The sequence below is a fragment of the Bacillus sp. z26 genome, from assembly GCF_058313635.1.
Genome location: NZ_JBZFQM010000003.1, coordinates 104,184 through 116,659, shown reverse-complemented (window position 1 = coordinate 116,659; position 12,476 = coordinate 104,184). Strand labels below are relative to the sequence as shown.

The following is a 12,476-nucleotide window of genomic DNA, read 5'->3' as shown; positions in this document are numbered from 1 at the left end:
AGGAACTGGAATTGGTAATGAAATATATGTATAATTATCTTTTTCAGGAAGTATATTCTTTATACCATGTCAGTTGTGATTTTATCTTGTTCAAGTATAATAAAAGAAATGGCTGCAAGCCTAACTAGTATGAATATGGTGGTTTATCATGTCTAACAATAAAAATTTTACGTCGAGAATAGATTATGGTCTTCTATTTATCGTGTTTCTGCTCTTTATAACGAGCTGTATGGCTATATATAGTGCACAAACGACAGGACAATATACAGAAAACTTTCTTGTAAAGCAGATTGTGTGGTATGTCGTAGGAATCAGTTTTGCATTTGTGATTATGAGATTTGATGCAGATCAGTTGAAAAAAATGAGCTGGTATTTATACTTCTTCGGCTTATTCCTGTTGGTGTCTATAATCATTGCACCACCAAGTATTGCACCGGTTGTTAATGGCGCAAAAAGTTGGTTTAGATTTCCCGGTATAGGTTCCATTCAGCCATCAGAGTTTATGAAGGTATTTCTGATTATGGCATTGGCAGCCCTTATTCAAAATCATCATATGAAGCATCGAATTAAAACACTTCAAACCGACTTTATGCTTTTATTTAAAATTGTAATTACTACAGCAATTCCTATTTTACTTGTCATGAAGCAGCCTGACTTGGGAACTTCTCTTGTTATGATTGCGATTATGATTGGGATGATTTTCATATCAGGAATCACCTGGAAAATACTCTTGTCTATTTTTGGCGGAGGCTTTCTGTTAATTGGAGTTATTTTTTACCTTATCGTTTGGCATCCGAATATTATGGAAAAATATTTTCATGTTAAACAATATCAATTTGGGCGTATATATGCTTGGCTCGATCCGTATAACTATACTTCTGCCGAAGGCTATCAGTTAATTAAATCATTATTAGCGATTGGATCAGGGACCACTTCCGGTAAGGGATTTGCGAATAGAGAAGTTTACTTGCCAGAAGGCCATACAGATTTTATATTTGCTGTCATTGGAGAAGAATACGGATTCCTTGGTTCAAGTATTGTCATTAGTTTATTCTTCTTATTGATTTATAATATGACAAAAATTGGTCTTGAGACTAAGAATGATTTTAATACCTATATCTGTGTGGGTGTAATCTGCATGCTGACTTTCCATGTATTTGAAAACATCGGAATGACAATCGGCTTGTTGCCGATTACCGGTATACCTTTGCCATTCCTAAGTTATGGAGGAAGTTCACTCCTCGGAAATATGTTGGCGCTTGGATTAATATTTAGTATAAGATTTCATCACAAGAAATACATGTTCTCTACCTCATCATAAGGAATTAATTAAAGAATACCTCCTGCCTAAGTTTGATTTGGCAGGAGGTATTTTTTATAGAGAGAAAAGAGAAGGATTTCAGGCAAAACTGCATCTAGTGTTTAAAGTACTTACTTTGCATTTAATTTATTGAAAATACATACTTTTTAATTTTTTTGGTTAAATATTATTATTTTAATATCATTTTTTTGTTACTATATAAAGAGAAGTAATGAAAGGTTATAAGTTATAGAAACTTCATGATTTATAGAAATCTTTGTATGCTATCCGTTTCAATAAATACTTTGTTTGCAAGCTCGAGTTTAATAGAGGATTAACTTCAACTGAACAATACATATAAGTGGGTGTACGAATGAAAGCTAAGGCAATTCAATTATTAAGACAGGTTGACTTATTTTCATGCTTATCAGAAAAAGAGATAAAGGAATTAGAGCCTTTCCTATATGAAAGAACATATAAGAAAGGGCAATATCTATTTTTTGAGGGGGATCCGAGGCTTAGAATTTATATACTGCTTGATGGTTTTGTTATGCTCGAAAAGTCGAACCGAGAGGGAAGTTTGTTATATACGAATTATGTGAAAAAGAATACAGTATTTCCTTTTATGGGCTTATTTGAAAGTGAAGAGTATAGGCATAGCGCCATTGCGGAAACTGATATTCGAGTCTTTTATATGGTGGCGGATGTATTTGAACGAGTTGTCGCTAAAAATAATGTTCTTCTCAAAAAAGTTATTCTTCAAATCAATGGGTTGCTTGCAGTACAAGAAAATAGAGTTAAAAATGTTATGACTGCAAGTGCTCATATACGAGTATTAAATACCATAAACTATTTAATGAATGATATCGGAGAAAGAGAATCAGGATTTATACGTATTAATTGTCCGATTACGACAACTAAAATTTCAGTTATGTCTGGAACATCGAGAGAAACTGTAAGTATGGTCGTAAATAGATTAAAGAAGGACCAAATCCTATCCATAAAAGATCGAATGCTTCATATACATAAACCTGAATACTTTGAAAAGGAAGTCATCTGAAGTAACTATATAAACTGATTAATTGGTATCGTCCAATTGTCAACTGACGAATTAGCTAGAAGTGAAAAAGTACCTAAAGTTCACTATCCAATCCAAATTGTGTGACGGTTAAAGCGCTGCCTGTCCTTAAAAATATGTGGAATAAATCGGAGAAACGTTGCTATTCTATTCGTTTCTCCGATTTGTATTTTATCCACATACATCTGGAACTTTCTGTTGACGTTATATTTTCTATGGCGTTACCATTCCTATAAGAGATGAGTTTTTAAGTCCTTACCCAATTCAGTTTATTCTCATAATCGACTTTATCTTCATAATGGAAAGGATTCGATGAGCATCTTAGCAACGCGTTCCTTAAGAATATTAATACCAGGTTTACATTATTCCGGGCACGCTATGATCTGTACTTGAAAGACTATTCCTCCTTTTAAATTTAATCGTTATTGGTTTATATCCAAATAGTGTAATGGGTATAAAAAGAAACCTTTTATACACTATAATTTCGTATGATTAACTTGCTCATTAATGCACAAATCTGTATACAATAGAATTATAATACATGGCGAAGGGAGCATTCTACTATCATGAATAAGGAAAAAAGACTCGCTATTATTAAGGAAGTAATTCAAAATAATGAGATTAAAACTCAGGAACAACTGGTTGAAGTATTATCAAAGCAAGGATTACATATCACTCAAGCTACTATTTCAAGAGATATTCGGGAACTAAGCTTAGTAAAATATCCATCTAAGACCGGGGGAACGAAATATGGCTTTATTGGTGAGCATAAGTACAATGATACAATGAAACTCCGAAAAAAAATGCAGGATGCCTTACTTAATATAGAAAGAATTGAATATTTTATTATCATTAAAGCATTACCTGGTCATGCACACTCATTTGGTGCTATTTTAGATGAACTTGACTGGGAAGAAAAAGCAGCAACGATATGCGGGAATGACACGTGTATGATTATTTGCCGGACAGTTACTCAGGCAGAGGTGCTGGAAGAAAGGCTAAAATCGGTTGCAAATTTATAAGAAAGAAAAATTATTTCTTCTAAATCATGAGCCTATTATGCATGAAAATATACATAGATTGGCTGGGTTAATAGAAATTGCACATAATTAATTGAATATTTATACAAAGTATTTTTTATTTAAAGAGATTTATGTGAAGATTTACACATTTCAAGTGTGAAAAATATCACAAATCTCTTTTTTTTACTTTTGTACACTAAGAATGTAAGAAAAATAAGATGTGCAGGAGGAAAGGCAAGATGACAAATCCAATTCATGTTACTTCTGAAATTGGTACGTTAAAAACAGTTATGTTAAAGCGTCCTGGTAAAGAAGTAGAAAATCTTACTCCGGAATATCTGGAGAGGCTATTATTTGATGATATCCCGTATTTGCCGATTATTCAGGAAGAGCACGATTATTTTGCTAATACACTAAGAGATCAAGGGATAGAAGTATTATACCTTGAGAAGCTTGCTGCAGAATCGCTGACAAATCCTGAAGTGAAAGAGGAATTTGTTAGTCGCATGCTTGAAGAAAGCAATGCAAAGGTACAGGGTACATTTGAAAATCTTAAAGAGTATTTATTATCATTTTCAAATGAAGACATGATTGAAAAAATTATGTCCGGTATCCGCAAAAATGAACTGGAGATCAGCAAAAAAACACATTTGTATGAATTGATGGAGGACCATTATCCATTCTATACAGATCCAATGCCAAACCTTTATTTTACGCGTGACCCAGCAGCATCTATTGGAAATGGATTAACAATTAATAACATGCGTGAACCTGCAAGACGCAGAGAATCTTTGTTTATGGAGTATATTATCAAGCATCATCCAAGATTTGCTGGTAAAGATGTTCCTGTATGGCTTGATCGTACGTATCATAACCCAATTGAGGGTGGAGATGAGCTGGTATTAAGCCCAGAAGTAGTCGCAATCGGAGTTTCAGCGAGAACATCCGCTAAAGCAATCGAAAAATTTGCACTTAGCATCTTGAATAAACAAGATCAATTCAAGAAAGTAATAGCTATTGAAATACCAAACTGCCGTGCATTTATGCATTTGGATACTGTATTTACAATGGTTGACTACAATAAGTTTACAATGCATCCGATGATTCAGGGACCTGGCGGTAAAATGAATATTTACATCCTTGAAAAAGGTTCTGATGAATACTCAGTAAATATCACGCATCGCACAGATCTTAAAGAAACTCTTAAAGAAGTACTTAGATTGCCTGAACTTGAAATCATCCTTTGCGGTGATGGAGATGAAATCGCAGCTCCTCGTGAACAATGGAATGATGGATCTAATACATTGGCAATTGCACCAGGTGTGGTTGTTACATATGATCGAAACCAAGTCTCCAATAGAGTTCTGCGCGAACATGGAGTCAAGGTTATTGAAATCAAAAGCTCGGAATTGGCTCGTGGCCGTGGGGGCCCACGCTGCATGAGCATGCCGCTTGTACGTGAAGATATTTAATCAATATATAGAAAGTAAGTTATCTTTGGAAGGAGAAGTCGTAATGATTAAGACAAGACCGGATCTTAAAGGTAGAAGTTTCTTAGCTGAAAAAGATTTCACGGAAGCTGAATTCTTACACATGATTGATTTTGCTGCTGAGTTAAAGGAAAAGAAAAAACAAGGCATTCCTCATCGTTATATGGAAGGTAAAAATATTGCCCTTTTGTTTGAAAAGCCATCAACCCGTACTCGTTGTGCATTTACGGTAGCTTGTACTGATCTAGGTGCACATCCTGAGTACTTAGGAAAAGATGATATCCAACTTGGTAAAAAAGAATCCATCGAAGACACGGCTAAAGTATTGGGACGCATGTTTGATGGGATCGAATTCCGTGGATTCGAGCATTCAAAAGTGGAAGCTTTGGCTGAGCATTCCGGAGTACCTGTATGGAATGGTCTTACAGATTTATGGCATCCAACACAAACATTGGCAGATTTCTTAACAGTACAAGAAAATATTGGCCATTTAAAAGGTGTTAAATTTGTCTATGTGGGAGATGGACGTAACAATGTTGCGAACAGCTTATTAGTTGGCGGAGCAAAAGTTGGTATGGATGTACGTATTTGCTCTCCTGAATCCCTATTCCCTGAAGCTTCTATTGTAGAACTGGCTGAAGAATTGGCTAAGGAATCTAATGGTCGCATTACGATTACTTCTAATGTTGAAGAAGCAGTATCCGGAGCAGATGTAATCTATACAGATGTTTGGGTATCTATGGGAGAAGAAGATAAATTTGCAGAACGTATTGCTCTTTTAGCTCCATATCAAGTGAATATGGACATGATTAAAATGACTGGAAACGAAAATGTAATCTTCCTTCATTGCTTGCCGGCATTCCATGACCTTGAAACAGCATATGGACGTGCGATTCATGAAGAGCATGGTTTAGCTGAAATGGAAGTAACAGATGAAGTCTTCCGCAGCAAGCATTCCAAAGTTTTCGATCAGGCAGAAAACAGAATGCATACGATTAAATCTGTAATGGCCTTAACATTAGGCAATATTGAATAAGTAGATGAGCAGGGAATTGGTTCTATACAATTCCCTGCTACCATTATCAAATAGAGGTGAAGAAGAATGGCAGACGATAAAAAGATTGGCTTGTTTGCTTTAATTGCAATTGTTGTAGGTTCTATGATTGGTGGAGGAGCATTTAACCTTGCTTCAGATATGGCTAGTGCCGCATCCCCAGGGGCCATTATTTTAGGATGGACAATTACTGGTATAGGGATGATAGCTCTTGCGCTATCTTTCCAAAACTTGAATGCAAAAAGACCGGATCTTGATGGTGGGGTATACAGTTATGCTTCCGCTGGATTTGGTAAGTTTATGGGATTCAATAGTGCGTGGGGATACTGGTTATCAGCATGGTTAGGTAACGTTGCTTACGCTACCCTTCTGTTCTCGTCTATTGGATATTTCATCCCAGTGTTTGAAGGTGGACAAAATATTGCGGCGATTATTGGTGCTAGCATACTGCTATGGGCTGTGCATGCTTTAGTTTTACGTGGGGTTCACTCAGCTTCACTTGTAAATATCGTAACGACCATTGCGAAATTAGTTCCTATTTTCTTATTTATCATTATTGGTATCTTTGCATTTAATGCTGATATTTTCTTAGATGATTTCTGGGGAACTGGTGCAGGCTTCCAATTCAGTGACGTTATGTCTCAAACAAAGAATACAATGCTCGTAACTTTATGGGTATTCATCGGTGTTGAAGGGGCGGTTGTTTTATCTAGCCGTGCGAAAGACAAAAAGGATGTTGGTAAAGCAACAGTCATTGGTTTAATTGGTACGTTAATTATCTATGTATTAATTTCCATCATGTCCATCGGTGCGATGAATCGTGTAGATGTGGCTGGATTGGATAATCCATCTATGGCCTATGTATTTGAAGAAATGGTAGGTCCATGGGGAGCAACATTTATCAATCTTGGATTAATTATCTCTGTCCTAGGTGCATGGTTAGGCTGGACATTGCTGGCATCTGAGATTCCTTACTTGGCAGGGAAAGATAAGCTATTCCCTAAATGGTTCGCAAAAGTAAATAAAAACGGAGCACCATCTAATTCCTTATGGCTTACAAATGGTTTAATTCAACTGTTCCTATTAACATTCCTTGTATCTGAGCAAGCATATAACTTTGCTTTTTCATTGGCGTCTTCAGCCATCTTAATTCCTTATGCGTTCTCTGCTTTCTATCAATTAAAATATTCCTTACAAGATAACGCGGCTGATCGCATTAAAAATATTATCATTGGTATCGTGGCAAGTGTATATGGTATCTGGATGGTCTATGCAGCCGGTATCGGATATTTACTATTAACGATGCTTTTATATGCACCGGGTATCCTGATTTACAGAGCTGTACAGAAAGAAGCGGATGTTAAACAAGTATTTACGAAAACAGAAATGGCTATTGCGGCAGCCTTTGTTGTATTTGCCTGCATGGCGATTGTTGGTTTGATTAACGGAAACATTTCCATTTAACAAGTATCTAACTACAGACTGATTTTTGGAGGTATGGACTACGTATGGAAAGAAAAAAAGTAGTTATAGCTTTAGGCGGTAATGCCATTCAATCCGGAGATGCCAGTGCAAAAGCTCAACAGCTGGCACTAGAAAAAACGGCTGAACAACTTGCAACGCTAGTGGAAAATGGAGTGGATATCATCATTTCACATGGTAATGGACCACAGGTAGGCAATATCCTTCTTCAGCAAAAAGCAGCTGATTCAGAAAAAAATCCAGCTATGCCTCTTGATACATGTGGGGCTATGTCACAGGGTATGATTGGATATTGGTTGGAAAACGCTATGGACAAGGCTCTTTCTAAAAGAGGAATCCATAAGGATGTAGTAGGTATTGTAACAAGGGTTGTTGTTGATGAAAACGATGGAGCCTTCAAAAATCCTACTAAACCAATTGGTCCTTTTTATACAGAAGAAGAAGCGATGAAATTGATTCAAGAGACTGGTGCTTCCTTTAAGGAAGATGCAGGCAGAGGCTGGAGAAGAGTGGTGCCTTCACCAAAACCAGTAAGCATTTTGGAGCATAAGAGTATTAACAGTCTTGTAGAAAGCGGAAAGATCGTTATTTCTACAGGCGGCGGTGGTATTCCAGTCCTAAAATCCAACGATGAACTGATTGGTGTAGAAGCCGTTATCGATAAAGATTTCGCTTCTGAGAAGCTGGCAGAATTAGTAGATGCAGATGCTTTAATTATTTTGACTGCAGTAGATAACATCTACATTAACTATAATCAGCCGAATCAACAAAAACTGGAATCCATTACAACCAAGGAGATAAAAGCATTGGCGGAGGAAGGTCATTTTGCACCGGGCAGTATGCTTCCTAAAGTTGAGGCTGCCATTCAATTTGCAGAATCAAGACCAGGCCGTTCCACAATTATAACATCACTTGATAAAGCTTTAGATGCATTGAAAGGCAATGCCGGAACAATCATTTCTATGCAGGAAGAAAAAGTAATGGCCTAACATATATGCATGAAATGTATACCCCAAATCTACGATGATTTGGGGTATATTTTGTTCTTTTTTAGTTGGGTGGAGCACAATAACTACATCTCGTACATATAAATGAATAATGATATATTATTTTTTAAATTGGTTATTTTGACTGTTTACTTTAGAATGAAGCTTTTCGTGATGTGGACCGGCATTTCCCTTTACGCTTGCAGCACTGACTCCTGATTTGCTTGGGTTCTTTTTAAGCTTTGCCATTAAAATCACCTCCTCTATTAGTTTGACCAAATTAAAAATTAATAACAAACTGCCATATTTTTGGATATTTTAATTGCGGAATTTTCTAAAATCTCTTATAGTTAGATATGTAGGATTTTTATTCCAAAATTTTTTGCGATAAAAATGAATGAACATTCATTCAAAATAAAGGGGGATTTAATATTGAACCTTCAAATTAAAAAAGTAGCTGTACTTGGATCAGGGGTTATGGGTTCAGGCATCGCAGCACATTTAGCCAACATTGGAATTCCGGTTAAGTTATTGGATATCGTTCCAAGAGAACTTACCGCAGATGAGGAGAAAAAAGGACTAACACTTGAAGACAATCAAGTACGTAATCGATTGGCCCAAATGTCCATTCAAAAACTACTTAAACAAAAACCTGCACCGTTAACCTCCAAGAAGAATTTATCTCTAATTGAGCCAGGAAACTTTGAAGATGACTTATCGAAAATTAGTGACTGCGATTGGATTATCGAGGTCGTTGTTGAAAGACTAGATATTAAACAAAGTGTATTTGCACAAATAGACGAATATAGAAAGCCAGGCAGTATTGTAAGTTCAAATACCTCTGGGATTTCCATTGAAGCAATGACGGAAGGGCGTTCTGAAGATTTCCGTAAGCACTTCCTTGGCACCCATTTCTTTAATCCACCTAGATACTTGAAGCTGTTAGAAATCATTCCGACTAAAACAACGTCGCCTGAAATAGTAAGTGCAATGAAACAATTTGGGGAGAATGTTTTAGGCAAAGGGGTAGTAATAGCAAAAGATACTCCCAATTTTATTGGAAACCGAATTGGTACCTACGGCTTATTGGTAACTGTTCGTGAAATGATGGAGCGAGGCTACAGCGTCGGAGAAGTTGATTCTGTAACAGGTCCTTTAATTGGCCGTCCAAAGAGTGCTACGTTCCGTACATTGGATGTAGTAGGGCTGGATACCTTTGCCCATGTAGCTAAAAATGTGTATGACAATGTAGATAATGAAGAAGAGAAATCCGTATTTGAAGTACCTGAGTTTATGAAAAAAATGCTTGAAAATGGTTGGTTAGGAAGTAAATCGGGCCAGGGATTTTTCTTGAAAAAAGGAAAGGAAATACTGGAACTTGATCCTTCCACTATGGAATACGTAGAGCGTAAAAAGTTAAAAGCACCTTCATTGGAAATGGTAAAACAGGAGAAAGGCGCTGCAAGAAAATTGAAAGCGCTTATTTATTCAAAAGATCGTGTCGGTGAACTGCTATGGAATGTGATAAGTCCTACTTTAATCTATTCGGCAGAATTACTTGGCGATATTGCGGATGATATTGTAGCCATCGACCAGGCGATGAAGTGGGGATTTGGCTGGCAGCTTGGGCCATTTGAAACATGGGATGCGATTGGTTTAGAGAAATCTGTTGCCAAGATGCAGGAGGAAGGACACCATGTTCCTGAGTGGATAACGCAAATGATAGAAGACGGAAACACAAGCTTCTATAAAGAAGGAGAAAATGGAACACTTTATTATGCAAACGGTGAATATCAACAACTTGAAGTGAACGAAAAAAATATTAATTTGAAGTTGATTAAGAAACAAAAAGGGGTCATTAAGAAAAATAGCGGTGCCAGCCTGATCGATATAGGCGATGGAGTAGCATTACTGGAATTCCATTCACCTAATAATGCGATTGGTTTTGATATTATCCACATGATCAATTATGCGATTGAAGAAGTGGAGAAAAATTACAAAGGACTAGTGATAGGCAACCAAGGTAAAAACTTCTGCGTTGGAGCCAATCTGGCTATGATTCTAATGGAAGTACAAGATGACAATATTTTTGATGTGGAAATGATTACACGTCAATTCCAGCAAGCGATGATGAATATTAAATATAGCAGGAAACCGGTTGTTGCCGCGCCGTTTAATATGACGCTTGGCGGAGGGGCTGAAATTTGCCTGCCTGCAGCAAAGATTCAGGCATCATCTGAGACCTATATAGGATTGGTGGAAACAGGAGTGGGCTTACTGCCGGGCGGAGGCGGAAATAAAGAGCTATATATTAAACAGCTTAATAGCTTACCAAACGGGGTTGATTTCGACCTTACTAAGATTGCTATTAATGTATTTGAAACAATTGCCACTGCCAAAGTATCAACTTCTGGTGATGAAGCCAGAGAAAACAACTTCCTCAACAACATGGATGGAATCAGTTTCAATCCTGATCATCAGCTATATGATGCAAAACAAGCCGTCATTGCGTTGCATGATACCGGATATAAGCCTCCGGTACGCAAAAAAATTCCGGTATCAGGTGAACCAGGTTATGCGGCTTTATTACTGGGAGCGCAATCAATGCTGTATTCCGGCTATATTTCAGAGCATGATTTGAAGATCGCTCAAAAAATTGCCTATGTTTTAGCTGGCGGTAAAGTGCCTTATGGAACTGAAGTGGATGAACAATACTTGCTTGATTTAGAAAGAGAAGCGTTTATCAGCCTTGTCCAAGAGGGGAAAACCCAACAGCGCATGCAACATATGCTTGTTAAAGGAAAACCATTACGTAACTAATAGACCGGAATTTTGATTGATTAAGAGGAGGATGGGCATGAGAGAAGCAGTGATTGTTGCCGGAGCCAGAACCCCGGTTGGCAGAGCCAAAAAAGGAACCCTTGCAAACGTTCGACCAGATGATTTAGGTGCACTGGTAGTAAAGGAAACGCTGAAGCGAGCAGAAAATTATGATGGGCCAATTGATGATATGATTTTTGGCTGTGCAATGCCTGAAGCTGAGCAGGGACTCAATGTGACGCGCAATATCGGTGCCTTGGCAGGTTTACCATACAATGTGCCGGCTATTACGATAAATCGCTACTGTTCATCAGGTCTGCAGTCCATTGCCTACGGTGCAGAACGGATTATGCTGGGGCATTCCGAAACGGTCATTTCCGGCGGTGTCGAATCAATGAGCATGGTTCCAATGATGGGGCATGTAGTCCGTCCAAATTACAAGCTGGCCGAAGCAGCTCCTGAATACTATATGGGAATGGGACATACAGCTGAAGAGGTTGCTAAAAAATACGGTATTACCCGCGCGGAACAGGATGCCTTTGCCGTACACAGCCATCAGAAGGCTGCACAGGCCATCCGTGATGGAAAGTTTAAAGATGAGATTGTTCCTGTAGATGTGACTCTTCGCCATGTTGGTTCGGATCATAAATTAAAAGAGCGCTCTGTTCAATTTACAACAGATGAAGGAGTTCGTGAAGGTACAACAACTGAAGTGCTTGCAAAACTGAGACCTGCATTTTCACTCACAGGAACAGTAACAGCGGGCAATGCTTCACAAACAAGCGATGGAGCAGCTGCTGTATTACTTATGGACCGGGAGAAAGCAGAGGCGGAAGGCTTCAAACCCCTCTTGAAATTCCGATCATTCGCCGTTGCAGGCGTACCACCGGAAATTATGGGAATCGGTCCGGTTGAAGCAATTCCTAAAGCGCTTAAGCTGGCTGGATTAAGCTTATCTGATATTGGATTATTTGAATTGAATGAAGCATTCGCATCCCAATCCATTCAAGTCATACGCCACTTGGGTATCGATGAGGAGAAGGTAAATGTGAATGGCGGTGCGATTGCATTGGGACATCCACTTGGGTGTACAGGAGCTAAATTAACATTGAGCCTCCTTCACGAGATGAAACGCCGAAATGAACAGTTTGGAATCGTAACGATGTGTATTGGCGGAGGTATGGGCGCCGCTGGAGTTTTTGAATTATTGGCATAAAAAGGAAAAGTGATGAGATGATTGGGTA

10 protein-coding genes are annotated in these 12,476 nt (G+C 38.0%); 9 read left to right on the top strand and 1 reads right to left on the bottom strand.

The annotated features are described in order from the left end of the window. The first annotated feature begins 148 nt into the window (after positions 1-148). The 7 genes from rodA to arcC all read left to right on the top strand — a co-directional run bounded on the left by rodA (position 149) and on the right by arcC (position 8,415). On the top strand, positions 149-1,321 hold the full coding sequence (gene rodA, locus AC4G3K_RS10960) for a rod shape-determining protein RodA (protein WP_491077602.1): 1,173 nt from the start codon (positions 149-151) through the stop codon (positions 1,319-1,321). A 352-nt stretch (positions 1,322-1,673) separates the two neighbouring features. Beyond that, positions 1,674-2,360, top strand: a complete 687-nt coding sequence (locus tag AC4G3K_RS10955) for a Crp/Fnr family transcriptional regulator (protein ID WP_491077603.1) — start codon at positions 1,674-1,676, stop codon at positions 2,358-2,360. 584 nt (positions 2,361-2,944) lie between these two features. After that, on the top strand, positions 2,945-3,400 hold the full coding sequence (gene argR / locus AC4G3K_RS10950; RefSeq protein WP_491077604.1) for an arginine repressor: 456 nt from the start codon (positions 2,945-2,947) through the stop codon (positions 3,398-3,400). A 239-nt stretch (positions 3,401-3,639) separates the two neighbouring features. Then, on the top strand, positions 3,640-4,872 hold the full coding sequence (gene arcA, locus AC4G3K_RS10945; protein WP_491077605.1) for an arginine deiminase: 1,233 nt from the start codon (positions 3,640-3,642) through the stop codon (positions 4,870-4,872). A 43-nt stretch (positions 4,873-4,915) separates the two neighbouring features. Next, positions 4,916-5,926 (top strand): ornithine carbamoyltransferase, encoded by a 1,011-nt coding sequence (gene argF, locus AC4G3K_RS10940; RefSeq protein WP_491077606.1) that lies wholly within the window; start codon positions 4,916-4,918, stop codon positions 5,924-5,926. Between the two features lie 66 nt (positions 5,927-5,992). After that, entirely contained in the window at positions 5,993-7,408 is a 1,416-nt protein-coding gene (arcD, locus tag AC4G3K_RS10935) for an arginine-ornithine antiporter (RefSeq protein ID WP_491077607.1), read from the top strand. Between the two features lie 44 nt (positions 7,409-7,452). After that, a complete protein-coding gene (arcC, locus tag AC4G3K_RS10930) occupies positions 7,453-8,415 on the top strand; it encodes a carbamate kinase (RefSeq protein ID WP_491077608.1) in 963 nt (320 codons plus the stop codon). A gap of 117 nt (positions 8,416-8,532) precedes the next feature. On the opposite strand, the gene AC4G3K_RS10925 is transcribed toward arcC, so the two are convergent. Beyond that, positions 8,533-8,661 (bottom strand): YuzL family protein, encoded by a 129-nt coding sequence (locus AC4G3K_RS10925; RefSeq protein WP_491077609.1) that lies wholly within the window; start codon positions 8,659-8,661, stop codon positions 8,533-8,535. A 183-nt stretch (positions 8,662-8,844) separates the two neighbouring features. Between AC4G3K_RS10925 and AC4G3K_RS10920 the strand changes: the two genes are divergently transcribed. Beyond that, positions 8,845-11,232, top strand: a complete 2,388-nt coding sequence (locus AC4G3K_RS10920; RefSeq protein ID WP_491133303.1) for a 3-hydroxyacyl-CoA dehydrogenase/enoyl-CoA hydratase family protein — start codon at positions 8,845-8,847, stop codon at positions 11,230-11,232. A 37-nt stretch (positions 11,233-11,269) separates the two neighbouring features. Next, positions 11,270-12,448 (top strand): acetyl-CoA C-acetyltransferase, encoded by a 1,179-nt coding sequence (locus tag AC4G3K_RS10915; RefSeq protein ID WP_491077611.1) that lies wholly within the window; start codon positions 11,270-11,272, stop codon positions 12,446-12,448. Positions 12,449-12,476: the final 28 nt, after the last annotated feature.

Excerpts from the sequence above, each read along its gene's own strand:
- rodA (WP_491077602.1), top strand. The coding sequence starts at position 149 with ATGTCTAACAATAAAAATTTTACGTCGAGAATAGATTATGGTCTTCTA.
- AC4G3K_RS10955 (WP_491077603.1), top strand. The coding sequence starts at position 1,674 with ATGAAAGCTAAGGCAATTCAATTATTAAGACAGGTTGACTTATTTTCA.
- argR (WP_491077604.1), top strand. The coding sequence starts at position 2,945 with ATGAATAAGGAAAAAAGACTCGCTATTATTAAGGAAGTAATTCAAAAT.
- arcA (WP_491077605.1), top strand. The coding sequence starts at position 3,640 with ATGACAAATCCAATTCATGTTACTTCTGAAATTGGTACGTTAAAAACA.
- argF (WP_491077606.1), top strand. The coding sequence starts at position 4,916 with ATGATTAAGACAAGACCGGATCTTAAAGGTAGAAGTTTCTTAGCTGAA.
- arcD (WP_491077607.1), top strand. The coding sequence starts at position 5,993 with ATGGCAGACGATAAAAAGATTGGCTTGTTTGCTTTAATTGCAATTGTT.
- arcC (WP_491077608.1), top strand. The coding sequence starts at position 7,453 with ATGGAAAGAAAAAAAGTAGTTATAGCTTTAGGCGGTAATGCCATTCAA.
- AC4G3K_RS10925 (WP_491077609.1), bottom strand. The coding sequence starts at position 8,661 with ATGGCAAAGCTTAAAAAGAACCCAAGCAAATCAGGAGTCAGTGCTGCA.
- AC4G3K_RS10915 (WP_491077611.1), top strand. The coding sequence starts at position 11,270 with ATGAGAGAAGCAGTGATTGTTGCCGGAGCCAGAACCCCGGTTGGCAGA.